Origin of the sequence: Ruminococcoides bili (genome assembly GCF_040093295.1) — a bacterium.
Classification (GTDB): Bacteria; Bacillota; Clostridia; order Oscillospirales; family Acutalibacteraceae; genus Ruminococcoides; species Ruminococcoides intestinale_A.
The window spans coordinates 1-24283 of the sequence record NZ_JBBNJY010000010.1 but is presented as its reverse complement, the minus strand read 5'-3'; the positions used below and the strand labels follow the sequence as shown (position 1 = coordinate 24283).

General features: G+C 37.2%; 21 protein-coding genes, 4 tRNA genes and 1 pseudogene. 16 read left to right on the top strand and 10 right to left on the bottom strand.

The features are described from left to right. Window positions 1-81: 81 nt before the first annotated feature. Window positions 82-1176 (bottom strand): radical SAM family heme chaperone HemW, encoded by a 1095-nt coding sequence (gene hemW / locus AAAY30_RS05025; protein ID WP_499215783.1) that lies wholly within the window; start codon window positions 1174-1176, stop codon window positions 82-84. A 284-nt stretch (window positions 1177-1460) separates the two neighbouring features. Here hemW and AAAY30_RS05020 point away from each other — a divergent pair, with 284 nt between their 5' ends. Together AAAY30_RS05020 and AAAY30_RS05015 are read left to right on the top strand one after the other, a co-directional pair. Then, window positions 1461-3050 carry a peptide chain release factor 3 gene (locus AAAY30_RS05020; RefSeq protein ID WP_418523237.1) on the top strand — a complete coding sequence of 530 codons (1590 nt, stop codon included), beginning with the start codon at window positions 1461-1463 and terminating at the stop codon, window positions 3048-3050. Continuing rightward, complete coding sequence (locus AAAY30_RS05015; RefSeq protein WP_499215782.1) at window positions 3050-4456, top strand: aminotransferase class I/II-fold pyridoxal phosphate-dependent enzyme; 1407 nt, start codon at window positions 3050-3052, stop codon at window positions 4454-4456. The genes AAAY30_RS05020 and AAAY30_RS05015 overlap by 1 nt, the downstream gene beginning before the upstream one ends. A gap of 521 nt (window positions 4457-4977) precedes the next feature. Here the strand turns inward: AAAY30_RS05015 and AAAY30_RS05010 are convergent. Beyond that, on the bottom strand, window positions 4978-5694 hold the full coding sequence (locus AAAY30_RS05010; RefSeq protein WP_412438008.1) for a hypothetical protein: 717 nt from the start codon (window positions 5692-5694) through the stop codon (window positions 4978-4980). Continuing rightward, window positions 5691-7070, bottom strand: coding sequence for a Mur ligase family protein (locus tag AAAY30_RS05005; protein WP_022235089.1), 1380 nt, complete (start codon window positions 7068-7070; stop codon window positions 5691-5693). Before AAAY30_RS05005 ends, AAAY30_RS05010 begins: the two co-directional genes overlap by 4 nt. Window positions 7071-7337: 267 nt before the next feature. Here AAAY30_RS05005 and AAAY30_RS05000 point away from each other — a divergent pair, with 267 nt between their 5' ends. The 3 genes from AAAY30_RS05000 (at window position 7338) to fic (ending at window position 10638) form a co-directional block, all read left to right on the top strand. Further along, window positions 7338-9041 (top strand): MutS-related protein, encoded by a 1704-nt coding sequence (locus tag AAAY30_RS05000; RefSeq protein WP_252559445.1) that lies wholly within the window; start codon window positions 7338-7340, stop codon window positions 9039-9041. Between the two features lie 254 nt (window positions 9042-9295). Next, complete coding sequence (locus AAAY30_RS04995; RefSeq protein WP_499215781.1) at window positions 9296-9733, top strand: dockerin type I repeat-containing protein; 438 nt, start codon at window positions 9296-9298, stop codon at window positions 9731-9733. A gap of 299 nt (window positions 9734-10032) precedes the next feature. Then, window positions 10033-10638, top strand: coding sequence for a protein adenylyltransferase Fic (gene fic, locus AAAY30_RS04990; protein WP_302186731.1), 606 nt, complete (start codon window positions 10033-10035; stop codon window positions 10636-10638). 145 nt (window positions 10639-10783) lie between these two features. Here the strand turns inward: fic and AAAY30_RS04985 are convergent. The 4 genes from AAAY30_RS04985 to AAAY30_RS04970 form a co-directional block, all read right to left on the bottom strand. Beyond that, a tRNA-Gly gene (locus AAAY30_RS04985) sits at window positions 10784-10859 on the bottom strand. A 37-nt stretch (window positions 10860-10896) separates the two neighbouring features. Then, window positions 10897-10972: transfer RNA gene (locus tag AAAY30_RS04980), tRNA-Val, on the bottom strand. Window positions 10973-11026: 54 nt separating this feature from the next. Continuing rightward, window positions 11027-11101 (bottom strand) — tRNA-Cys (locus AAAY30_RS04975). Between the two features lie 109 nt (window positions 11102-11210). After that, the gene (locus tag AAAY30_RS04970) at window positions 11211-12209 is read right to left on the bottom strand and encodes a nucleoid-associated protein (protein WP_302190964.1); all 999 of its coding nucleotides are present in this window, start codon (window positions 12207-12209) and stop codon (window positions 11211-11213) included. A gap of 301 nt (window positions 12210-12510) precedes the next feature. Between AAAY30_RS04970 and AAAY30_RS04965 the strand changes: the two are divergent. Next, a pseudogene (locus tag AAAY30_RS04965) lies at window positions 12511-12609 on the top strand (NfeD family protein); the annotation flags it as partial. Window positions 12610-13180: 571 nt separating this feature from the next. Here the strand turns inward: AAAY30_RS04965 and AAAY30_RS04960 are convergent. Further along, window positions 13181-14194, bottom strand: a complete 1014-nt coding sequence (locus AAAY30_RS04960) for a LacI family DNA-binding transcriptional regulator (RefSeq protein ID WP_302197219.1) — start codon at window positions 14192-14194, stop codon at window positions 13181-13183. Window positions 14195-14422: 228 nt separating this feature from the next. Here AAAY30_RS04960 and melB point away from each other — a divergent pair, with 228 nt between their 5' ends. The 5 genes from melB to AAAY30_RS04935 are packed head-to-tail and all read left to right on the top strand — an operon-like array spanning window position 14423 to window position 20813. Continuing rightward, window positions 14423-15898 carry a melibiose:sodium transporter MelB gene (gene melB, locus AAAY30_RS04955; RefSeq protein WP_499222349.1) on the top strand — a complete coding sequence of 492 codons (1476 nt, stop codon included), beginning with the start codon at window positions 14423-14425 and terminating at the stop codon, window positions 15896-15898. A gap of 1 nt (window position 15899) precedes the next feature. Next, window positions 15900-17180, top strand: coding sequence for a galactokinase (locus tag AAAY30_RS04950; protein ID WP_499215780.1), 1281 nt, complete (start codon window positions 15900-15902; stop codon window positions 17178-17180). 34 nt (window positions 17181-17214) lie between these two features. Further along, window positions 17215-18207, top strand: a complete 993-nt coding sequence (galE, locus tag AAAY30_RS04945) for a UDP-glucose 4-epimerase GalE (RefSeq protein ID WP_302197216.1) — start codon at window positions 17215-17217, stop codon at window positions 18205-18207. A 10-nt stretch (window positions 18208-18217) separates the two neighbouring features. After that, a complete protein-coding gene (gene galT, locus AAAY30_RS04940; RefSeq protein WP_178586094.1) occupies window positions 18218-19729 on the top strand; it encodes a UDP-glucose--hexose-1-phosphate uridylyltransferase in 1512 nt (503 codons plus the stop codon). Between the two features lie 16 nt (window positions 19730-19745). Continuing rightward, window positions 19746-20813: an aldose epimerase family protein gene (locus AAAY30_RS04935; RefSeq protein WP_337781613.1), complete on the top strand. Its 1068-nt coding sequence runs from the start codon at window positions 19746-19748 to the stop codon at window positions 20811-20813. 128 nt (window positions 20814-20941) lie between these two features. On the opposite strand, the gene AAAY30_RS04930 is transcribed toward AAAY30_RS04935, so the two are convergent. Both AAAY30_RS04930 and AAAY30_RS04925 read right to left on the bottom strand, forming a co-directional pair. Then, entirely contained in the window at window positions 20942-21487 is a 546-nt protein-coding gene (locus AAAY30_RS04930; RefSeq protein WP_295026167.1) for a restriction endonuclease, read from the bottom strand. A gap of 353 nt (window positions 21488-21840) precedes the next feature. After that, a tRNA-Arg gene (locus tag AAAY30_RS04925) sits at window positions 21841-21917 on the bottom strand. Window positions 21918-22336: 419 nt separating this feature from the next. Here AAAY30_RS04925 and AAAY30_RS04920 point away from each other — a divergent pair. The 5 genes from AAAY30_RS04920 to AAAY30_RS04900 all read left to right on the top strand — a co-directional run bounded on the left by AAAY30_RS04920 (window position 22337) and on the right by AAAY30_RS04900 (window position 24021). Then, a complete protein-coding gene (locus tag AAAY30_RS04920) occupies window positions 22337-22510 on the top strand; it encodes a hypothetical protein (RefSeq protein WP_301965970.1) in 174 nt (57 codons plus the stop codon). Further along, complete coding sequence (locus AAAY30_RS04915; RefSeq protein WP_302190968.1) at window positions 22497-22808, top strand: hypothetical protein; 312 nt, start codon at window positions 22497-22499, stop codon at window positions 22806-22808. The genes AAAY30_RS04920 and AAAY30_RS04915 overlap by 14 nt, the downstream gene beginning before the upstream one ends. Before the next feature lie 117 nt (window positions 22809-22925). Continuing rightward, window positions 22926-23243 carry a hypothetical protein gene (locus AAAY30_RS04910; protein WP_302190969.1) on the top strand — a complete coding sequence of 106 codons (318 nt, stop codon included), beginning with the start codon at window positions 22926-22928 and terminating at the stop codon, window positions 23241-23243. Between the two features lie 272 nt (window positions 23244-23515). Beyond that, complete coding sequence (locus AAAY30_RS04905; protein WP_022235317.1) at window positions 23516-23725, top strand: hypothetical protein; 210 nt, start codon at window positions 23516-23518, stop codon at window positions 23723-23725. Further along, entirely contained in the window at window positions 23725-24021 is a 297-nt protein-coding gene (locus AAAY30_RS04900; protein ID WP_186935083.1) for a sigma factor-like helix-turn-helix DNA-binding protein, read from the top strand. The genes AAAY30_RS04905 and AAAY30_RS04900 overlap by 1 nt, the downstream gene beginning before the upstream one ends. Window positions 24022-24283: the final 262 nt, after the last annotated feature.

Sequence of the window (24283 nt, the reverse complement as noted above, 5' to 3'; positions counted from 1 at the left end):
AATATTTTTCGGTCGGCAAATATGTTGTTACGGCAACGAAATTAAAATTAACATTATTTTATAAAATTGTTAAAATTTAAGTTATATTAAATCGGCAAGTATTGTGTTTGAAACCAAAAAGCCTTTCGGAGTAAAAGAAGTGCCGTTGTGTTCCATAAAACCGTTTTTTACATACAAATCAGTTTTTTTGAAAAAACTCTGCGGCAACGGAGTACCGTATTTTTTGGCATATTCTTCGGTATCGAGTCCCTTTTTCAATCGCAAAGACAGCATAATATATTCTTCGGCAGTGCCGCCCTCGCCGTCATTGATAATTTTGTTTGCTTTAAAATTCTCTATACTTCTGTCATAGAAAAATCTTTTACCGTTAAAGAAGGAATGAGCGGACGGACCTATGCCAATGTACTCGCCACATTCCCAATAGCTTGAATTATGTCTGCTTTCAAAGCCTTTTTTTGCGAAATTAGAAATTTCATATTGCATATAGCCGTATTGTTCAAGCAATTCAACTGTATATAGGTAGAGTTCAGCCTGCTCGTCATCGCTCGGAAGATTTAATTTTGATTCTATTTGCGCAAATTTTGTGTTTTCCTCAATTTTCAAAATATACGATGAAATATGAGTGACTCCGCATTGAGCGCAAAAGTCAACGGATTGTTTCAGAGTTTCCTTTGTTTGCAGAGGAATACCTGTCATAAGGTCAAGTGAAATGTTGGTAATTCCCGCAGCTTGTGCAAGCTCTGCCGTATGTTTTGCGTCTTCGGCGGTGTGTATTCTGCCGAGCTTTTTTAATTCGGCGGGTACTGCGCTTTGCATACCGATTGACAAGCGGTTAAAGCCTGTACTTTTCATTAAGGCAAAATCAAGTTTTTTTCCGCTGTCAGGGTTTACTTCAACCGTGATTTCCGCATTGCTTTCGAGTGTAAAATTTTCTTTTACAGAACTAAGAATATCGCAAAGCCTTTCCGCTCCAAGAACGCTCGGAGTGCCTCCGCCGATATATACGGTCTTTACAGTTCCGTTAAAGTGATTGCTCCAATATTTTAATTTTTCTTTTAAAGCAATAACATAGTCGTTATATTCATATTCGCCCGCCCTTGTGCTGTAAAAATCGCAGTAAGGGCATTTGCTTTTGCAAAATGGGATATGCAGATACAGTCCGATTGATTTACTCATAATAATCTCCGTAAAAGAATTTGAGGCAGAAGTAAAACTCCTGCCCCGATTTGGAAGGTATATGAAAAAATAGGAAAAAACAAAATATAAAATGAATTTATTACCTTCATCAATTATATATTACAATAAAATTACAAATTTGTCAAGCTTTTGTAGCAATTGATTTTTTATATACCGTAAAACAAATATTTTTCTTCCGTTTTATTGACATATATATAATAAAAATAGTAAAATATAGTATTGTAGAAAAGTATGTAAAAATGATTCCGAAAGGATTGTAAAAGATGAGTTCATTAAACGAAGAAATCAGCAAGCGCAGGACTTTTGCGATTATTTCGCACCCTGACGCGGGTAAAACAACACTTACAGAAAAACTCCTTTTATACGGCGGAGCAATCAATCTTGCAGGCTCTGTAAAGGGCAAGCGTACTGCAAAGCACGCAGTATCGGACTGGATGGAAATTGAAAAACAGCGTGGTATTTCCGTTACTTCTTCTGTTTTGCAGTTTAAGTATAACGGCTACTGCATAAATATTCTTGACACCCCCGGACATCAGGATTTCTCCGAAGATACCTACCGTACACTTATGGCTGCCGATTCGGCGGTAATGGTAATTGACGGTTCAAAGGGTGTTGAGCGACAGACTATCAAACTTTTTAAGGTTTGTGTAATGCGCCATATTCCGATTATTACATTTATCAATAAGATGGACAGAGATGCAAAAAATCCATTTGATTTACTTGAAGACATAGAAAATGTACTCGGTATTCATACCTGCCCTATAAACTGGCCTATCGGTTCCGGTAAAGAATTTAAGGGTGTGTATGACAGAAACTCAAAGAAAATTCTTGCGTTTACCGCTAACAACGGTCAGAAAGAGGTTGAGAAAAACGAAATCAGCCTTGATGATCCGAGCATAGATGATGTAATCGGTATGTACCACAGACAGGATTTGTTTGATGATATAGAGCTGCTTGACGGTGCAGGCGATGACTTTGACCTTGAGGCTGTAAGACGAGGCGAGCTTACACCTGTATTCTTTGGTTCTGCCCTCACAAACTTTGGTGTAGAGCCGTTCCTTGAGCAGTTCTTAAAAATAACAACTTCACCGCTTGCAAGAGAAACCGTTGACGGCATTGTTGAGCCAATGTCTGATTATTTCTCGGCATTTGTATTTAAAATACAGGCGAATATGAACAAGGCGCATCGTGACAGAGTTGCGTTTATGAGAATTTGCAGTGGCAAGTTTGAGAAAAATATGGAGGTTTACCACCTTCAGGGCAACAAAAAAATGCGTCTTTCTCAGCCACAACAGATTATGGCGCAGGAGCGTGAAATAGTGGAAGAGGCATATGCAGGCGATATTATCGGTGTGTTTGACCCGGGTATTTTCTCTATAGGCGATACAATCTGTTCACCGGGAAAGAAAGTTCAGTTTAAGGGTATTCCTACCTTTGCACCCGAGCATTTTGCTCTTGTTCGTCAGAAAGACACTATGAAGCGTAAGCAGTTCATAAAGGGTACAAGTCAGATTGCGCAGGAAGGTGCAATTCAGATTTTCCAGGAACTTGACGCAGGTATGGAAGAAGTAATTGTAGGCGTAGTAGGTGTGCTGCAGTTTGATGTTCTTAAATACCGCCTTGAAAACGAATACAATGTTGATATTATTATGGAAAATCTGCCTTACGAATATATCAGATGGATTGTAAATAAAGATGTAAATCCAAAGGAACTTGACCTTGCGTCAGATACAAAGCGTATTCAGGACTTAAAAGGCAATCATTTGTTGCTGTTTACAAGTTATTGGAGCATTGACTGGGCGCTTGAGCATAACAAGGGACTTGAATTAAGAGAGTTTGGCACTGACTGGTAATGCTGTACGATAAATTAAAAATGTATTCCGAAATCGGAGTATATCCATTTCATATGCCGGGACATAAACGCAATCCTATGCTTTGTGACGGCATAATGCCTTATGAAATTGACCTTACAGAGATTGACGGCTTTGACAATTTGCATAATGCGGAGGGTTGTATTCTTGAAGTGCAGAACCTTGCGGAGAAATTATATAATGTTAAGAAAGCATTTTTGCTTGTAAACGGCGCAACGGGCGGAATATTGTCTGCTGTTCGTGCCATGACCGACAAGGGAGATAAGGTGATTGTTGCCCGCAACAGTCACAAGTCTGTTTATAATGCGCTTGAGCTTTGCGGATTAACCCCAAAATATATTGTGCCGAAAGTTGATAAAGAGTTTGGTATAAACTGTTCGATTACACCGTCACAGGCAGAAAAAGCAATTAGGGAAAATCCCGATGCAAAGCTGTTGATTATCACTTCTCCGACCTATGAGGGCGTGGTGTCCGACATAAAAGAAATTTGCAGGATTGCACATTTACATAATGTGATGGTGCTTGTAGATGAGGCGCATGGGGCGCATTTTCCGTTTTCAAAAAGTTTTCCGAGTGAGGCAGTGGCAAGTGGGGCGGATGCAGCGGTTGCAAGTTTGCATAAAACTTTGCCGTCACTTACACAAACTGCGCTTTTGCTCACTTCAAACGAAGAATTAATCAATCCTCTTGCCGAAAACCTTGCAATTTTTGAAACCAGCAGTCCGTCATATGTTTTTATGTCGTCAATCGAAAAGTGCCTTGATTTTTGTAAGAATACAAAGGCTTTTGATGAATATATAATCAGGCTTAATTCTTTTGACGAAAAATGCCGAGAATTGAAAAATATAAAGGTTCTTTGCTGTGGCAATGATAATATTAAAAATCATAATTTTTTTGATTTTGATATTTCTAAAATTACCGTGTCCGTAAAAGGACTGAATATTAACGGTGTTCAGCTTGCGGACAAACTTAGAAATGATTTTAAAATTGAGCCTGAAATGGTATGCTCGGACTATGTTTTACTTATTACGACAGTTTGCGATACTGATGAGGGTTTTGCAAGACTTGTAAATGCGTTACAAATCATTGACAGCGAATGTTCTGCAAAAGAATTAAATTATAATAATCTGCTTCTTTCACAGCCTCGCATAGCACTGAATCCTTGTGATTGCAGCGGCAAAAGCGGAGATTTTTACAGATTGAAAAACAGTATTAATAAAATTTCACTTGAGTATGTGTGGGCATATCCGCCCGGGATTCCGATTGTGGCAAAGGGCGAAGTTATAACTCAAGAAATTGTCGACACAATTTTTATGCAGATTAAAAACAGTATAAATGTGTATTCTACCAAAGGCAAAGTTCCTAAAGAGATACTTTGTTGTGAATGATTATATTTAATGAGCAGTAGGAATACTGTTTTAATTATATACAAAATGAATGATACAATTGTTAAAGTACGGAATTTATGCGAAGTCTGTGAAATTGCTGTGTTTTAAACCCGCTTTGGGTAAACTTTCCGATTTGCCCCAGAAATTGATGTAAAAGTTTTTAAGAAAAGGTAAAATCGGCAAATGAGAGAATTGTTTTGAGTTTGTGCCTTGCCTTTGCAATATGGACGAAAGAAATTACAGAAACGACGGCGGACAACTGCATCTTACCAAAACTCTTGCCCAAGGCGATGATTGCTGATAAGCAGGGCGGCAGTTGGGTAAATGTAAGTTATGGCTATTAAATTTAGTTTGCTGTGACGGAAGATTTTATTGGCTTTGCACACACCACACGCAATTTTTTATAATTACTTGTCGCAGTATGCGGCTTAAACCGAAATTTATCCCGAATTTAATAAAAAACCAAAAATCAAAGCCTGTCGATTATACTGAATCAACAGGCTTTATGCTTAAAATATTAATTACAAAATAAATTTAGTCTTTGGATTTTCAAACTCTGCTTTGCGAATTTCAAAGGCTTTTTTTACATCGTCTTCAAATGCGAGTGCGGTGTTTTCGGCGCCCATAAGTTTTAATAATCTTTTTGTAAATGCGGGGTTATTTACGAGGAGCGGTCCGAGCTGTGCCGTGGCAATTGCATTGTTCACCATAATGCCCTCTTTATCGGACTCTTTATTAATACCGATTCCCTTAATGCATTTGACAAAGAAACAATCGGAATTATCACCAAACCAATATGTAAACTGGCTTCTGAAACCGAGAATTTCTGTTCCGTCTGCCATTGTGCCGTGGTTAAGACCGTTAAATCTTGTGTATTGCTCACGCTTTGCGGTAAACGGAAAAATATTAAGCGCAGGGATTTTTCTGCCGTCATAGTTTTCTATCTCTTTAAAAAGAATTTCTCCCGAATTGCCCGTGAAAAGCATAGGAGTGCCGTTGTCAATCAATTCTTTGAGTCTGTCACGGTAGGGGAGCAGAGCTTTTATTATAAGCTCTTGATTTTTTTCGTTTGACGGTGCAAGGTAAATTAAATTTGGCCGTTCGTCTGCAAAAAGCGGTTTGTCACCAAATGCGGTTGAAATAAATTCAGCGTTCGGCAAACATTTTTTCAGATATTTCATATTGCCCATATCGCCGAAAAGATTGCATATTTCAGGGAATAGAATTTCTATTTTCATTGTTTTGCACCCCTTTCAGCCATTCTGTCACTGATTGTATTTTTTGAAATTGCGGCGTAAGATGTTGTGTAAACATCATAAAGGAAGAAAATTGTATCTGCTTTGTCAAGGTCAACTTCATTTGCCGCATCGGACTCTTTTTCAACACAAGTAATTTTTTCTTCGGGAACGCCTGCGAGCAGAAGTCTTACCTTGTAGTCTGTACGGCGAACACCGCTGCAAATTACCTGTGTAATTGAATCGTCATTTAAAAATTCAAAGTCGGTATCGTATATCCAAGCTGTGTTTTCGCTTGTTTCTTCGGCGTCGCCGAGGTCGTCAAGCATAAGTACAACGGCTTTTTTGCCTGTGTGATTTTTAATGGAAGAAAATACTCTTGAGCAGGCTACGGGGTTCTGTCCCTTTGCAACACTCATAATAACCTGCTTGTCGCCGATTTTTTCTTCGTCATAACGGCTCTTTACAATTTCAAGTTTTTCAACGGATTTCTTAAGCTGCTCTGCGCTAAGACCAAATTCGGAGAGAACGGCAATCGCACCTGCAAGGTTGTAGGTATCCGTAACAGAAGTACCGACTGCTTTAAAATCAGCCTGTTTGCCCTTGAGTGACATTGTAATTCTTCCGGTGCTTTCGTTTACCTTTGTAACATCGTAATCGGCTTTTGGCGAACGGAAACCGCATTTTGTACAGTGAGCCGAACCGATATGATGATAACGGCGGAAGTCATATTCAAGTCTGCTGCCGCACTCGGGGCAAAGCGGAGTGTCGATGATTATTGTATTCTCATTGAGAACCTCGTTGTCCTGCTTCTCAATGCCGAAATATACTCTGTCATTGCCTTTGGCAAGTCTTGCACTTACAAGGTCGTCTGCATTTAAAACAAGTTTTGTCTGCTTTGGAATGTGCTTGTCGAGAATGTCGAATATAAATTCAGAGTGAGCATTACGCTTGTAAGAATCTCTGAAAAGGTTTGTGCAGAGTAAGTATGTCGGATGAACATACGGATATATAAGTCTTGAACTGCGTTCATCAAGCTCAAGTACAGCAAGGTCTTTTACTGTTTTGCCTCTCAAATTAACGGCGGAGATCAAGGTTGTTGCCACACCGCCGAGAATGTTACTGCCTGCACGGTTATTTACAGGAGAATACCCGTTGTCTGCAAGAATATCGTTAATCATATTTGCAGTTGTGGTTTTGCCGTTTGTGCCGGTTATGCCGATGATTGTTTTCGGCTTGTCCATTCTGCCGAGAAAGTCGGGGCAGATTTTCATAGCAAGTACGCCCGGCATATGAGTACCGTTGCGGTGCATTACAGAAAGTGCCACAGTCGCAAGCTTTGCGGCATAAAGCGCCGCAAAAAATCGAATACCTTTCATTTATAAAGCTCCTTTAATTACTGATTATAAATTTTATTATAGCAAATTGAGCATAATAGTGCAAGGTTACGAGTACATAAAACAGACTAATAAATCACAATAATTTTATTATATTTTTAAAAATCTTAAATGTTTGACAATCTGCAACAAAAAATCTTTGACATTTAACGAAAATAATGTTATTTTATATATAGTGAAAGTTTAACAATATATTAAACTTAACTTTGTGAAGATGTAGATATTTTTTATAAAAGGCGGTATAATCTTATGGCTGAAATAAGTTTGTTGAATCCGCAAAATTCAAAAGCGGTATTCAAGAGCCTGACAAAAGAAAGTATAAACGACCTTTCGCTTGATTTTATTTGTAAGGCGCTTACCAAAAGTGAATATGAGCAAAATGTTATAATGAAAATTATGACCGAAATTACAGACGATGCAGAAACCGTGAAATATAGGGGAGATGTGTTTGACGATTTTCTAAGATTTCCGAAACTGCGTGATTCTCTTGCTCAACTTCTTGAAGAACTTAACGATTTGCGTGACATTTCAAGATTTCAAAAGGACACGGAGGCATCTTCTTTATGGAAGTTGATTAACCGTCTGCGAGAGATTGACGGTTATGTTAATTGCATTACAAAAATAAAAGAATGCCTTGAAAGTCTTGATATAAAGTCGGAGGGATTGCTTACCCTGAAAAAAGAAGTTACCGATATTTATGCCAACAGCGGTTTTCCGCAGTTAAAAGCCGACATTAACGAAACCTTTGCCAAGGTGCAAAAAGTAAAGAGCATTACGATAGGAGTAAATCTTGATGATTTGTTAAGACCGAAAAATGCGGGAATTTTGTCGCTTAACGATAAGGCTTTTACATCTTCGGGACTTATGCAGCATTTTATGAAGTTTACCAACAACGGAGATGAAATTCATTTCGGTACAGATATATCGGATATTAAGAAATTTCACCCGTCAAGTCCGAAGTTTAAGGAAAATGATATAGGAATCGGTACTCTTGACGCAGTGCCGACAAACGGTAATCCTCATATAACCTCAAGCGGATTGACAGGCGCCGATCCGCTTTCGGACAGCCTTAAAAAGGCGGTAACCGATATTATGAGAAAAACAGTCCGTGACATTCAGAGCGTGCTTACAAAGTATGTAAATATCAGCGGATACACGCTTTCTGCGCTTATGCCTGAAATCGTTTTTTATATAAGGTGGGCAGAGCTGGTTGAAAAAATCAGAGCAAAAGGACTTGATATGTGCAAGCCCGAAATCCTGCCGTCGGAAAACAGAGAGATTTTTGCTAAAGGCGTGTATAATCTGAAACTCGGCATAAAGCGTGTGAACGGAGAAGAATTTAATATCGTGGCAAATGATATTGATTTTGACGACGAATCAGGCAGAATTTATATTCTTACGGGTCCGAACAGGGGAGGAAAGACCACTTTCACTCAAGCTGTCGGTCTTGCTGTTTTGCTTGCTCAAAACGGTATTTACGCACCTTGCCGTGAGCTGAAAATCAGTCCTTGCGATAATATTTTTACGCACTTTCCGGCAGACGAAAACGACACAGTTGACCTGGGCAGACTTGGCGAAGAAAGCAAAAGACTTGCGGAAATTTTTGATATTGCAACCGAAAACAGTATGCTTTTGCTTAATGAAAGCCTTGCAACCACAAATGTATCGGAGGGTTTGTTTATTGCAAAAGATGTCGTGCGGGCAATGCGTTACCTCGGAGTAAGGTCGGTGTTTAACACACATATGCACGATTTGGCTAAAAACCTTGACGAAATGAACACCAAAACAGAGGGCAAAAGTATTGTACAAAGCCTTGTAACGGGAGTTGACAACGGTGAACGCTCGTTTAAAGTTTACATTTCACCGCCGCAAGGAAGCAGTTATGCAAGAGATATTGCAAAAAAATACGGTGTAACTTTTGAACAGATAAAATTAAATATTGATAAAACATAATCGGGGATAATTATGTTGAAGAAAGCTGTCACAGCGGAAGTTTTAATGAGAAGTTATATATTTCGGCAGGCACATATACAATAAAAATTTCGGCATACGAAAAAGTAACGGGAAAGTACAGCGTTGACTCTACTTTTACGCCGTTTTATGAATCTTTCTCCGAAACCGAAGAGGGTTCAAACAATACTCTCGAAACCGCAAACAATGCGGAAACCGAAACCATTTACAGCGGACATTTGACAGAAACCGACAATGTGGATATTTTTAAATACAGTTTTGACAAGAAAGCAATGCTTGCGGTTCTTGCAACATCTCATATGGACAGTGTGAATGTATATCTTTTAAATGAAAAGGGCGAGGTTATTAACAGTAAAACTCTCGGTAAAGATGAGAAATATACATTCGTAACATCTGTGGCAAAGGGCGGTACTTGCTATGTGGCATATGTCAGCGCAGACAACGCTACGGGCAGTTATGAAATTGATACAACAAAGGCTGTATTCGGAGATTTTAACAGCGACGGTAAGATTGATGTTAATGACGCAACAATTTTGCAAATGTCTATTTCGGGCGGACATAAATTATCCGACTTAAAGGTATTGTCGGCAGATTTGGACGGTGACGGTCTTATTATGATTACGGATGTTACATATCTTCAAATGAAAATCGCAGAATCCGCCGACAATATGTAAGTTTAATCGAATAATATTTGCTAAAAAATACTCGCCGCATAAAACGGCGAGTATTTGGCATACGGTTGCAGATAGGGTAAATTGACAGTAGAGCAGAAAAGTAAGAAAAATTAAATTATCTCTGACGGAGCTATAACAAAATCAGTTTCACTTTTATAATATTTTCTTGCCTTTTTTATAAATCTGCAATAATCATTGCTTCTAAATTTAAAATATGTTATACTAAAACAACAGAATTTTGACTAAATTTTGACTATACGAAAGTGTGCAGATAATTAATTGAATGAGGGAGAAACTAAATGACACTTGAAAATAAATTCGGACTGACAAGTTCTGCTGACCTTGCCCGTGAAGAAGAATTCGTCAGCAAGAAAAGAGCTGTGGAACTTTTTGAAAATAGCGTTTTAGACAGTCTTCCTGCCGGCAAGTTTTCTACATTGCAGGCAATTCATAAATATCTTTTTGAGGATATTTACGATTTTGCAGGTGAACTTAGAACCGTCAATATTGCAAAAGGTAATTTTCGTTTTGCACCTTTATTGTACTTGCAGGCGGCACTTGAAAGCATTGACAAGATGCCGCAGGCGAGCTTTGACGAGATTATAGAAAAGTATGTTGAGATGAACATTGCCCACCCGTTTCGTGAGGGAAACGGGCGAAGCACACGCATTTGGCTTGACCATATTTTGAAAAACGAAATCGGCAAGGTGATTGATTGGAGCAAAGTTGATAAAGAAGATTATCTGTTGGCAATGGAGCGCAGCCCAATTAAAGATGTGGAAATTAAAGTGTTGCTAAAATGTGCACTTACAGACGAAACAGACAGTCGAGAGATCTATATGAAAGGTATCGACCATAGTTACTATTATGAGGGTTATACAACCTTTAAGACGGAAGAACTGTAAACAGACAGACTCTGTATTGTCATATAATAACCATCAGATTTCCAATCAAGCAGAATATTTCAACATTCAATTCGAGTATCTACCAAAAGTTGGTATATAGTCAAAAAAGCACTCGTCAAAAGACAAGTGCTTTTTTAATGTTTTTTGGAGCGGATGACGGGGCTCGAACCCGCTACCTCCACCTTGGCAAGGTGGCGCTCTACCAGATGAGCTACATCCGCATAATAAAAAGGGCAAAGGCATAAAACTTTTACCCTTTGGTGGGAACAATAGGACTCGAACCTATGACCCTCTGCTTGTAAGGCAGATGCTCTCCCAGCTGAGCTATGCTCCCATAAAGTTATTGTTATTTGTAAAAGCACCTCTTACGAAGTGCTTTTACAAAATTTGGAGGCGACACCCAGATTCGAACTGGGGAATCGGAGTTTTGCAGACTCGTGCCTTACCACTTGGCTATGTCGCCGAAATGCTGTAATCTCAATCAGCGATATTGATTATATCAAATACGGATTGATTTGTCAAGCATTATTTAAAAATTATTCAAAAATTTTTTGCAAATTAAAAAAGCGGGTTTATCTGTTTATAAGTTTGCCGATATTTTTAAGTGCGATTGAAATTGTGCCGTCGTTGTTGTTGATAAACTCAATATATCTGTCATCTTCAAAATATTCTACAGGTACGGTTATTTCTATGCCCGTATCGGTTTTTATTTTCTGACTTTTGCTGGCTCTTACGGCAGATGTTTTTTCGATTTTTAAGTCTTTGGGTATTTCTTTTTCTTCGATTTTCTTTTCAAATGCCTCTTGCATAATTGGTGACTCCGAAAAAATATTTTCGGCAAGTTCCTGTGTGGAAATGGTGTCGGATTCCTCGCAGTTTTCGACAATGTAGCTTTTTGCCTTTGAAACGGCGACTGCCGAGTTTACTCCGTATTCTTCGGCAACCTCGTTTGCGGTTTCCCTTACGATTTTTACAGCCTCTTTTGCGGAAACGCCCGACGAACATTCGAGCAGTATTTCCGGAAGTACATATACGCTGTTGCCGTCGATTTGGCGCTTTTTATCCGAAAAATGTATTTCTCCCGTTTTCATATTTATAATCGCATATGAATCTATTTTTTGCGACGGGGCAGGCAGGATAGCGTAATGCTTCATAATTTCGTTATGAATACCGTTTTCATCTGTAATTACCTGATGAGTATAGGCGGATTTGTTGGTTATAAGCAGAATTGCAAAGTAGTCGGAATCGTCATTTATATAATCTGCCGCAACAAAATCTATTGCGTCAAGTTTGTCGGAAAGAGAAATATTCTCATAAAGAACATTGGCAATTTGTGAAGTGAAATCTATAAATTCAAGACCTTTGTTGCCGTATTCCGTCAGCGCCGCCGCAAAACCACTGTCGGCATTAAAAGTACCGCTTTTTCCCGCGGAATCCTTGTGAAGTTTTTCAAGGTGCTTTTGAAGAAATGTGCTTACCGTATCGTCTGTACAGTCGAGTTCGTTTTGAGAAAAAACGCTCATTCCCGAATTGAAGTCAAGTATATGTAAAACAGCTCTTTTAATAATCATATCATTTTTCCTAATCTGTGTAATATTTTGTTAAATAAAAACGAATATCGAATAATCAGGCACAAGCCGCCGACATTCCGTTGAAATTTATTATATTCTCATATTAAATAAAAATCAAGAGATACAGAAAAACCCGCACCGAAAGTCATAAAAACAACTCCTCGGTGCGGGTTTGGTTTGGCGTGCCAAAAGGGAATGAACCCCCGACCTTCTGCTTAGGAGTTCATTCCGAAGCGTTATTTCCAAGATAAACAAACCTCAACTTTTCCCATCCTAATGCGGTTTTCAGCAGGAAACATGGACGGTAAAGTCCGACAAAGCACCGCTTTTTAAAAAAACAAAAGTTAAGGTTCTCGCAATAGAAGGCGTCAAGCTCATAGTAGAACCCGTAACAGAATGAGAGGTAAATAATGTTAGGACTTATTATTTTAGGAATTATCCTTTTAATCCTGCTTATAGTAATCGTAAGCAATGTAAAAGTAGTCCCGCAGCAAGGAGTGAATAAAACGATACCTTCTTGTAAATCTTAAAAAGTAAGGAAATATCGCAGAATTAGAAATAATCAATAACATTACTTATTAATATTTTTAACATCTGAGCCATTGGGCTCTTTTTTTATGCCTAAAATTCTTGTAAACTTGTTTTTTCGTGTTACAAGAATGACTGATGAGGACGGTAGAATAGAGAGGGTGAGAGATGTTGAGAATATAGTAAAGATCCACCGGCTTAGCCGGTGGATTTTTACTTTGCAAAAATGCATATGAGATTCTTTAAAAATGTTAATTATAAATAAGAGGCAGATTCATTTTTATATTTCTGACTAATCGCCGACTCAAATCACGCCAAATGTGCTATATTAGATTCTTCAAAAGTAGTCAAGCAGCAGTCGGTTAAGAGGGCAGACTACTTTCAAAATCAACCGTATAACGATAATTTTATTATAGCATACAATCGTATGATAACGATAATAATTATAAACTTTTAGGTTTTGCACATGAGTTGCGAACTTTTATTGGACAAGGCAGATAGACACGCATAGGAGAATAATAATCGGTGCTTTTAGATTTCATCATATTCAAAATAAATCTAATGCCATAAATACCCATTGCATATACAGGTGCGTTTACCGTAGTGAGCGGAGGGTTTGTATATCCCGAAAGCTCCGTGTTATCAAATCCCATAACAGAAATATCCTCAGGAATTTTGTAACCGTTTTCTTGCAGAGCTCTCATTGCACCGATTGCAATAGGATCGCTTGCCGCAAAAATAGCTGTGGGGAGATTTCCTTTGCTGATCATTTCTGACATCATTTTATAACCGGATGATGTTGAAAATTTGTCCTGCATAATAAACCCATCATATTTAATGTTTAGTTCATCGCAAATGTCTGTGAAAGTGTTGAGTCGTTTATCAGGAAATATCGTTCCGTCCTCAAGCTGTTCAATGCCTCCGATAAAGCCAACTGTTCTATGGCCTAAATCATATAGATATTTAATTGCATCGGACACTGCCTGACGAAAGTCGAGCGATACGGATGTGATTTCAATATTCTCAACGGTCATATCAAGAAAAACAATTTTATTATTCAATGAATGCAGTAATTTTATTTCTTGTTTACTAAACTTCCCGAGGCAGATTATGCCATCAACATCGCAGAGTACATTCTGATAGTCATTGTCTGTTTTAAATGTTCGTACAATACTTATATTATTTTTTGAACAGTAGTCCTCGATACCCTGTCTCATCAAAAAGTAATAATTATCTTCAATTTCCTGTTTGAAAGAGAACCATTGTAGAATTCCAATGCGACATGAAGGTGCTGATGTAACCCTTTTTTTCTTTACATAATTAAGTTCTTTAGCTGCTGCAAATATTTTTTGCTTTGTTTCAAGCGAGGTGCTGAGGGTAGCGTCGTTATTAAGCACTCTTGAAACAGTAGCTACTGATACATTTGCCTTTTTGGCAACATCTCTGATTGTAGCCATTTGAATCACCTCACTACTATTATAGTGAAATATTACTAAAAAATCAAGTCGTGTTTAGTAAAAAACGGAGAAAGTAAAAATGTTTACCAAAAACTATTGACAGTTTACGAAACAAAACATATAATTTAGTTAACATAAAAACAAAAGAAACATTATTATCAAATAATAGCGAAATCTTTTGTGCAGGTTGTCACGGCGTTTCATTTAAAATTAAAAGGAGGAAAAATTATGAAACAGACATCATCACAACCAAGACTTGATGGCAAAATCCCAGGTAGAATCAAATACACCTTTGCTTTAGGTGCCCTCGGCAAAGATATGATTTATGGTATGATTGCCACATTTTCAATGATTTATTTCACAGACATCATCAAGGTCAACCCGGTATTTATCGGCGTAATGTTCTTTGTTGCAAAGTTATGGGATGCCTTTAATGATTTGTTTATGGGTATGATTGTTGATAACACACGCAGCAGATGGGGTAAATTTATTCCATGGCTTGTAATAGGTACGCTGGTTAATTCAATTATATTTGTTGTTTTATTCACAGACTTCCACCTCAATGGTGTTGGACTTTGCATATTTGCAACAGCAGCTTACATACTCTGGGGTATGACTTACACAATTATGGATATTCCTTATTGGTCAATTATTCCTAACCTCACTTCAAATCCTGAGGAGAGAGAAAAAGTTTCGGTACTTCCGAGAATCTTTGCAAGTATCGGTCAGTCACTTGTTATTGCAGGCTTTGGTGTTCAAATTATTGAGGCTCTCGGCGGCGGCACAACAAATCAGGCAGGTTATCACAGATTTGCAATCATAATTGCAATTGTATTTATTCTTACAATCGGTATTACAGTAATCAATCTTCCAAAAAAGAGAGATGATTCTGTTCCGGAAAAGAAAGTTAAGTTTAAAGATATTTTCTCAATCATCGGCAAGAATGATCAACTTCGTTGGGCGGTAACTCTTATCTTCCTTTACAACATCGGCATTCAGTGCATTATGGGTGTTGCTACATATTATTTCAAATATGTTTGCGGCGACGCAGGAATGATGTCATCATTTATGATCAGCGCATCAATCGCAGAGGTTGTAGGTCTTATCGTATTCCCTAAGGTTACAAAATTTCTTTCAAGAAAAACTTCGTTCCTTCTTGCGTGTCTTTTCCCTGCATTTGGTCTTGTAATGCTTTTGCTCGTAGGTATTTTTGCTCCGCACAATGTTGTGCTCACATCAATCTCAGGTGTTATTGTAAAACTTGGTACAGGTCTTGAACTTGGTTGTGCAACAGTATTCCTTGCAGATGTTGTTGATTACGGTGAATTTAAGCTTGGAACAAGAAATGAAGGCGTTGTATTCTCACTTCAGACGCTTATCGTAAAATTCACAGCAGCTCTTACAGCACTCGGTATTGGCGCGGCACTTGGAAGCACACAGTATATTCCGGGACAGGAACAGTCATTTGCAACAGTAGCATCAATCAGTACACTTATGTGCATTGTTCCTGCGGTTTGTATGCTTATTGCTTATGTTGTTTACAGAAAGAAATATAAACTCAATGACGGTATGATGAAGAAGGTTATAAACACAATCAGTGCAAGAAGAGAAGGCAAGATTGATATGACACAACAGCTTGATGAAAGCGGTAACACAGAGCCTTCTATGTTCTTTCCTACAGTTGCGGAAAAGGCAGGTAAATAAAATGATTGATACTAAAACAGCAATTGAAAAAATTACAAACGGCGAATTTGATAATCTTTTCACTGATATATATATAGATTCATCAATGATTGATTATCAGAAAAAAAGATATGTTCATGCAATTGAGCAGTATGAAACAATTTATTGCCCTGATAAAGTAGCAATATTCAGTGCTCCCGGCAGAAGTGAGGTTTGCGGTAATCATACAGATCACCAGCATGGAATGGTGCTTGCAACATCCATTAATCTTGATACTATTGCTGTGTCGGCCAAGAATAACAATGATGTTGTAAGATTTGTTTCTGACGGTTATGATATGATTACTCTCGATATAAATGACCTTGAAGTTAATAATGATGAGGCAGGCACAACGGTCAGCCTCATCAGAGGTGTTCTTCGTGGACTTAAGGATCATGGATACAAAATTGGTGGATTCAATGCTTATGCAACAAGTGATGTACTTGTTGGTGCAGGACTTTCATCGTCAGCAGCTTTTGAGGTAGTTGTCGGAACTATTATTTCCGGTTTATATAATGATATGAAAATAAATTCAGTTGAGATTGCTCAGATTTCTCAGTATGCTGAAAATGTATTTTTCAAAAAGCCGTGCGGACTTATGGATCAAATGGCTTGTTCAGTCGGAGGAATGGTTAACATTGACTTTAAAGATCCGACAAAGCCAATTGTTAAGAAAGTACCTACCGAATTTGAAAAATATGATTACAGTCTTTGTATTGTTGACACAAAGGGTGATCATGTTGATCTTACAGATGATTATGCTATGATTCCCTCGGAAATGAAAAAAGTTGCAAATTTTCTCGGAGAAGATTATCTGAGAAATTGTGATTCAAACGAATTTTATATTCACCTTGGCGAAATTCGTGAGGCTGTTGGCGACAGACCGGTACTTCGTGCAATTCATTTCTTTAATGAGGAGCATAATGTTAAAAATGCCGTTTCGTCACTTGAAAACGGTAAGTTTGTTGAATTCCTTGACGCAATCAGAAAATCCGGTAATTCATCGTTTAAGTATCTTCAGAATGTATATACAACAAGAGATATTCAACATCAGAACATCTCGGTAGCCCTTGCACTCAGCGAAAGCCTTCTTCGCAATTACGGCGTGTGCCGTGTTCACGGCGGTGGATTTGCAGGTACAATTCAGGCGTTTGTCAAAAATGATTTTGTAAGTAATTACAAAGAATTTATAAATAAAATTTTCGGAGAAAACTCATGCCATGTTCTCAAAGTGAGAAAATACGGCGGAATAAAAGTAATGTAATTATGTAGGTTTTGTTTTTATTAAGGAGGACAAAATGAAAATTCTTGTTTTAGGCGGTGCCGGATATATCGGTTCGCATACAGTTTACAGACTTATTGAAAGTGGTAATGAGGTTGTTGTATTCGATAACCTTGAAACAGGTCATATCGAGGCGGTTCATCCCAAAGCAAAATTTTATAAAGGCGATCTCAGAAACAGAAGTGAAATTGACAGCGTTTTTGATAAAGAAAAAGGTATTGATGCTGTAATTCATTTTGCAGCCAATTCACTTGTCGGTGAAAGTATGACCAACCCTCTCAAATATTATGATAATAACCTCAACGGCACAAAGGTTTTGCTTCAGTCAATGGTTGCTCACGGAATTGATAAGATTGTATTTTCATCAACAGCGGCAACATACGGTGAGCCTGAGAGAACTCCTATTCTTGAAACCGATCCGACAAATCCGACAAACTGCTACGGAGAAACAAAAAAATCCATGGAGAGAATGTTCTATTGGGTTGAAAAAGCACATGGTTTAAGATATGTTTCTCTCAGATATTTTAATGCATGCGGAGCACATATCAGCGGAAAAATCGGTGAGGCACATAATCCTGAAACCCACCTTATTCCGATTATTCTTCAAGCGGCGCAGGGTACCCGTGACCACATAAGTATTTTTGGTACTGATTATCCCACATCTGACGGAACTTGTATTCGTGATTATATCCATGTCACTGACCTTGCACAGGCTCATATTCTTGCAGTTGAATATCTTATGAAGGGCGGTAAAAGTGATATATTCAATCTTGGCAACGGTGTAGGTTTTTCTGTCCGTGAGGTAATTGAAAAAGCAAAGGAAGTTACACAGAAAAACATTAAGGTTGTTGAAGAAAGCAGAAGAAGCGGCGATCCTGCTGTATTGATTGCATCAAGCGATAAGGCGAAAACTGTACTTGGCTGGAAACCTGAGTATGATGATCTGGGAACAATTATTAAAACAGCGTGGGAATGGCATTCAACACATCCAAACGGCTATAGTAAGTGAGGCGGTATTTATGAAGAACAGCGTTTACGGCTTAATATTAAGACTTGTTTCATACGGAATCAATACAGGGCTTATTGAAAAAGAGGATATAATCTACACGCAAAATAGGCTTTTATCGTTGTTCCATATGGATGAACCTGATGACAGTTGTACTTGTCTTACAGCAGATAACGAGGATACTCTTGAAGAAATTTTGTCGGGACTTCTTGATTATGCATACGAAAAAGGAATCATTCCCGAAAATACAGTAACATATCGCGACTTATTTGATGTGAAACTTATGGCTTCACTTGTTAAGCGACCGTCAGAAGTAATAAGAGAATTTTGGCAGAATTATAGCGCTTCTCCTAAACTTGCAACCGATAGCTACTATAAATTCAGCTGCGATACCGATTATATAAGAAGATATCGTATTAAGAAAGATTTAAAGTGGAAAACATCAACCGAATACGGTGATATTGATATCACTGTAAATCTTTCAAAGCCTGAAAAAGATCCGAAAGCTATTGCAGCGGCAAAACTTCAAAAACAGTCGGGCTATCCGAAATGTTTGCTTTGTAAGGAAAATGAAGGATATGCCGGAAGAGTAAATCATCCTGCAAGAGATAATCACAGAATTATTCCGCTCACCATTGACGGAGATAACTGGTTTATGCAATATTCTCCGTATGTTTATTACAATGAACATTGTATTGTGTTTAACGGTGAGCATACACCAATGGTAATCAATGATTCTACATTCAGAAAACTGTTTGATTTTATTTCACAGTTTCCGCATTATATAATCGGTTCGAATGCTGATTTACCGATTGTAGGCGGTTCAATACTTACACATGAACATTTTCAGGGTGGCAGATACAGCTTTGCACTTAATAGGGCAGAGGTTGAAAGAAAGTTTATTGTTAACGGCTTTGATGATGTGGAGTGTGGAATTGTAAAGTGGCCTATGTCAGTTGTAAGATTGACAGGTAAAAACAAGGACAGCATTATTTCATTATCTTCTTATATTCTAAAGAGTTGGAGAGCGTACACGGACGCAGATGTTGGCATTTTTGCCGAAACAGATGGTGAAATTCACAACACTATTACTCCGATTGCTTTTACAAAGGATGGAAAATTTGTTATTGACCTCGTTCTCAGAAATAATATTACAAGTGAAGAGCATCCTCTGGGAGTATTTCATCCTCATGCGAATTTGCATCATATTAAAAAAGAAAATATCGGCCTTATTGAAGTTATGGGACTTGCAGTATTGCCCTCAAGGCTTAAAGATGAAATGGCTATTTTAAAGGATGCTATTCTTAATCACAAGGATGTAAGTGAAATTCCGAAAATCAGCAAACATTCCGAGTGGGTAAATGAATTTGTTTCGCAGTATGATGAAATCAATGAAAATAATGTTGATTCAATAATTCAAAATGAGATAGGAAAGGTGTTTCTTAATGTTCTTTTGGATGCAGGTGTATTCAAAAGAACTCCTGAAGGACAAAAGGCGTTTGATAAATTTATAAAGACTCTGTAGTAAAGGAAGTGCTAAAATGTCAAAGGTAAGGGTAGTAAATTTTGAACCTACATCCAAAGGTGAAAACACTCATCTTTATACAATAGAAAATAACAGCGGAGCAAGCGTGACATTATGTGATTTAGGCGCAAGTGTCGTTTCGATAAAAGTTCCCGACAAAAATGGTAGTATTAGAGATGTAGTTCTCGGCTATGAGCACATTGGCGGTTATGAATTTGACGGAACATACTTCGGTGCTACTGTCGGAAGATGTTGCGGAAGAATTGCTTACGGCAAGTTTACTCTTAACGGAGAAGATTATCAGCTCTCTGTAAACAATGGGAGTAACCATCTACACGGCGGATTTAACAGCTTTAGCCGCAAAGTGTGGCTTGCGGTAGTTGATGATAAAGTTCCAAATACAGTTCTATTTATGCTTGATAGTCCCGACGGTGATGAGGGCTATCCCGGAAATATGAAGGTCTTTGTACGCTACACCTTTGATGATGAAAATGCACTTACGATAAAATGGTCGGCAGTTTCTGACAAAGACACAATATGTAATCTGACCAATCATTCATATTTTAATCTTAACGGACATAAAAGCGGTAAAGTTACAGAAAATCACAAGCTGAAAATAAATGCAAATTCCTTCATACCGATAAATTCAAACCTCAATCCCACAGGAGAGATAACTCCCGTTAAGAATACATCGTTTGATTTTACCGAACCCAAGTTAATTGGAAATGGCATTGACAGAAAAAACAAGCAGATTGGTTTTGCAAACGGTATTGATCATATGTTTGTGCTGAATCATTCTGATGAAGAATTTGTGCTTGCAGCTGAAGCTGAGGGTATTGATAGCGGAATCACATTAAAATGCTATACTTCTCAAAAAGGTGTTCATGTATATACAGCAAATTATGTCGATGTTTTGTCCAATATGGGAAAGGATTCAGCAACATACGGAGAAAATCCCGCGTTTTGTCTTGAAACCCAGGGCTTTCCCGATGCTGTAAATCACAAGAGTTTTCCTACGACAATATTAAAAGCAAACGAAAACTATACACAAACTACAAAATATATTTTTGGTATAAACAAATAAAATGAGCTGATTTCTAACTCCTTTAAAAATAAAATCTCTCTAAAATCAAGGACCACCTATTTTTTTCTTGGGTGGTCCTTAATTTTTAATCTATGAGGATGTTTCATGTTTTATAGTATTACACCGTCTTAAACATATTCTGTTTTAGCGGTTATGTGCCGAGCTGTGGAATAAAAGCAGTGAGGATCCCATTTTGTTTCTGCTATAAAATACATAGCAAAGTTCTCGTTGCCCTTTTGATAGACAATCGCCCAGTCAGGAGAGTAATTTCCTGCCGGAGTTTCAAGAACAAAACCGCCTTTTTTGAGCTTAGTGTATAGCATTACATTCGGATCATCGTCAAGAGCTTTTGCAAACTTCCATTCACCTTCACTGTCAAACTTATATTTCAAGTTCATAGCTTTTTTATGAGCTGGATTTGGTGTAAACAGATACTTTATCTCGTCCTCATTGACAATCTTATCCACCTCGAAAATGTCCTTTTCAAGAGCACCAATGCCCTCAATTAGTTCGGATGTCAAAAACTCCTTACTCTTGAATTCTTTGAGCAGCTTGTTAATTGTTTTAATCGCTTCTTCAAGATAATCCTGATTGTTAATTTTGTTCCTTGCTTCTGCTGATAAACCTTTTATTATTCTTATGATAGCCAATCTCGGCAACATTGTATTTGCCATTATCACATTTACAAGGTCAAAAGGGCATAGAGGTAGTGTGCGATTGTCGCTCGCCACCCCTAAATGAACAAATTAACAGAGTAACGACCGCCTTGTCCATTAGCAGGATTTTTGGCTCGATTTTTTCCGCCATTATCAGAGAGGGCATTTTCATTAGCAAAACAGCGATTTTTTTGCTAATTTTTATTAGCAAGCTGTCCACCTGAAAGTCGGACGACATTAGTCCTAAATTCCATTAGCAGACGGAGAATTTGCTGATGAAAATTTGTGATTTTTTCGTTTTTGCTGTTTCTTCGTAAAAATGAAAAAACGCCGGAAACCCTTGATTTTACTGGGTTTTCCGGCGGAATTTTTGGCGTCCTCGGCGGGATTCGAACCCACGGCCTTCCGCTTAGGAGGCGGACGCTCTATCCGGCTGAGCTACGAAGACGTGTATTAAATTTACGATTATTCTACCACATTACCATACACTTTCCGATCAAAAGTGTGTGTTGCAACATATTCTTAGGAGGCAGACGCTCTATCCTGCTGAGCTATTGGCACATATCTGTTAATATTCTATTATAAATATTTTGCTTTGTCAAGAAAGTTTAACAATAAAACAGTTGAAGTTTGTCAGCTTTAAAATTAAGTATTGTTTGAAAATCCTTTAAATTATACTGTTAGTGATATATACCAATCACTGTTGATTTTTGTTAGGTATTCATACAAAAAGCTGTAGATTATTGCGAATGTGTTGCTAAACAATATTATATATGATAATATTATACTGTAAAGTAAGGGTATATGATAAATATTTAACTTTCTGTTTTTTAAAATATTTATACAATTATAGAAGGAGTGGTATTTATGAAGTTGACAAAAAAACTTTTATTGCTGCAATTTTCAGTAATGTTAATTTTTATTTTTTCAGCATGTAATTATGAAAGCGGTGTTTTGAAAACATTGCCTAAATATTCCGGTTGTGAGAAATATTCTTACGGAGCAAGAGTACGGAGCAAGAGATTTTGTGGATTATCATAAATATTATTATGTAAATAATAATGATATATCGGAAAGTATAAAATCAAATGACAACTTTCAGAAAGTTACGAATGAAAATACGGACAGCATTAAAAACTGTATAGAATATTTTAGCGGAAGAATAAATAATTCAACCGATGATATGCGTAATAATTATGATTTCTTAGAAAATCAAATTAATGTGGATGATTACTTTTGTTTTATATCAAAGGACAAAAGCAATCCTTTGAATAACTTTAATTTATATTATTTAGATAAGGAAACACAAATTTTATATTATTTTCACAGTGATGTTTAAATAAATATAAATTCTCGGATTATCTTAGATATGAGAAAATTATGAGGAAAGTGTTAAGTTTTTTTATACTAACTTTTATATGCGGAATTTTAATTTTTACGGCAGGCTGTAATTTCGATGATTGATGTGACCGTATATACCTTTGAAAATAAATCTATTTTTAAAATCGCTCATAACAACGATAAATCAGACAGTATGTTACAGGACGAGTTATATATTCCACCGACAGAAGTTGATGATGTAATAAATAACGGCACAAAAATATTGAGCGGCCGTTTTGATTCATTTGCTTATGCCAATAATTTTGCGTATTTGAAAATCGGTAATACTTATTATGTAGTAGATATAGCAAATGAAGTGAAAAACGAATACAGTGACGATGAGTTTTCTGAAATGTATCCCGATTATGAAAATTTTAATTGGTATGATGCATAACAGTTATATATTCTCTTTATTTAAAAATCATAACCGACATTAAACCGATATTGAGTTTTTTATCAATGTCGGTTTATTTTTTGTTCTGTTAATAATTAAAAAAACAATTAGCAAAGTACTGAAAAAGGGACTTTGTTCATTAAAATCAGTTAAATTAGAACAAATGTTCTAAAAACTCTTGATTTTGTGATTTTTTCTCTCTATAATATTATATAGAGAACCAAGCCCCGTTGGTTCTTATTTGATGAATAGTAAGCGGAAAGGATGTTAATATGAACAATTATCTTGAATGGTCAAAAGAATACAGGGCAGAGGCAGACAAAATGCTGTCTGTTGTTGATAAATATAAAAGTATGTTAAAAACTAAAAGTTTATTAAATAAAAAGGAAATCAATGAGAAAATTTGCAGATACAGAGGTTATTACCTTGAGTGCCTTGATATTGCAAATTTGCTTGAGGCAAGATATAAGGGGGTAATGTGATGAGAAGTAAACTTATACATTTTTCCGATTTAAATTCCGATAAGATTTGCTTTGAAAAAAGCCTTATGGACGGCGAAACCAACAGCGAAAACCGTCAGAAAGTTTTAAAAATACTAATGAATGTCATAGAGAATGACCTTACCGACAGACAGCGCCATTGCGTTTTTGAGTATTATTTTAACGGAAAAAAGATGAAAACCATTGCAAGCGAACTTGGTATAACTCCGCCCGTTGTCACAAGACATATTCAAATGGGAGCGGCAAAACTCTATAAAATTGCAAAATATTATATGTGAATATTGAATTTTGGTTGGGTTCTAAATGTTGGGGTAACATTAAATTATGATTTAGCGGAGTGTCGGTCGGGCATTGAAATTTAGCTAAAGCTAAATTATCCTCCTAAAAACAAAAAAAGTTTACTCAATTTTTTCAACAATTGCGGGTTTGGGCAGCGCCCATAATATTTTCCTATATTGCAATTTATCAGGCGCAAACAGCAAGCTGTTTTGCTATTGCTAGATTGCGTAATCGGAAAGTATTTGTGGGCTTTGCCGATCG

Excerpts from the sequence above, each read along its gene's own strand:
- hemW (WP_499215783.1), bottom strand. The coding sequence starts at position 1,176 with ATGAGTAAATCAATCGGACTGTATCTGCATATCCCATTTTGCAAAAGC.
- AAAY30_RS05020 (WP_418523237.1), top strand. The coding sequence starts at position 1,461 with ATGAGTTCATTAAACGAAGAAATCAGCAAGCGCAGGACTTTTGCGATT.
- AAAY30_RS05015 (WP_499215782.1), top strand. The coding sequence starts at position 3,050 with ATGCTGTACGATAAATTAAAAATGTATTCCGAAATCGGAGTATATCCA.
- AAAY30_RS05010 (WP_412438008.1), bottom strand. The coding sequence starts at position 5,694 with ATGAAAATAGAAATTCTATTCCCTGAAATATGCAATCTTTTCGGCGAT.
- AAAY30_RS05005 (WP_022235089.1), bottom strand. The coding sequence starts at position 7,070 with ATGAAAGGTATTCGATTTTTTGCGGCGCTTTATGCCGCAAAGCTTGCG.
- AAAY30_RS05000 (WP_252559445.1), top strand. The coding sequence starts at position 7,338 with ATGGCTGAAATAAGTTTGTTGAATCCGCAAAATTCAAAAGCGGTATTC.
- fic (WP_302186731.1), top strand. The coding sequence starts at position 10,033 with ATGACACTTGAAAATAAATTCGGACTGACAAGTTCTGCTGACCTTGCC.
- AAAY30_RS04970 (WP_302190964.1), bottom strand. The coding sequence starts at position 12,209 with ATGATTATTAAAAGAGCTGTTTTACATATACTTGACTTCAATTCGGGA.
- AAAY30_RS04960 (WP_302197219.1), bottom strand. The coding sequence starts at position 14,194 with ATGGCTACAATCAGAGATGTTGCCAAAAAGGCAAATGTATCAGTAGCT.
- melB (WP_499222349.1), top strand. The coding sequence starts at position 14,423 with ATGAAACAGACATCATCACAACCAAGACTTGATGGCAAAATCCCAGGT.
- AAAY30_RS04950 (WP_499215780.1), top strand. The coding sequence starts at position 15,900 with ATGATTGATACTAAAACAGCAATTGAAAAAATTACAAACGGCGAATTT.
- galE (WP_302197216.1), top strand. The coding sequence starts at position 17,215 with ATGAAAATTCTTGTTTTAGGCGGTGCCGGATATATCGGTTCGCATACA.
- galT (WP_178586094.1), top strand. The coding sequence starts at position 18,218 with ATGAAGAACAGCGTTTACGGCTTAATATTAAGACTTGTTTCATACGGA.
- AAAY30_RS04935 (WP_337781613.1), top strand. The coding sequence starts at position 19,746 with ATGTCAAAGGTAAGGGTAGTAAATTTTGAACCTACATCCAAAGGTGAA.
- AAAY30_RS04930 (WP_295026167.1), bottom strand. The coding sequence starts at position 21,487 with ATGGCAAATACAATGTTGCCGAGATTGGCTATCATAAGAATAATAAAA.
- AAAY30_RS04920 (WP_301965970.1), top strand. The coding sequence starts at position 22,337 with ATGAAGTTGACAAAAAAACTTTTATTGCTGCAATTTTCAGTAATGTTA.
- AAAY30_RS04910 (WP_302190969.1), top strand. The coding sequence starts at position 22,926 with ATGATTGATGTGACCGTATATACCTTTGAAAATAAATCTATTTTTAAA.
- AAAY30_RS04905 (WP_022235317.1), top strand. The coding sequence starts at position 23,516 with ATGAACAATTATCTTGAATGGTCAAAAGAATACAGGGCAGAGGCAGAC.
- AAAY30_RS04900 (WP_186935083.1), top strand. The coding sequence starts at position 23,725 with ATGAGAAGTAAACTTATACATTTTTCCGATTTAAATTCCGATAAGATT.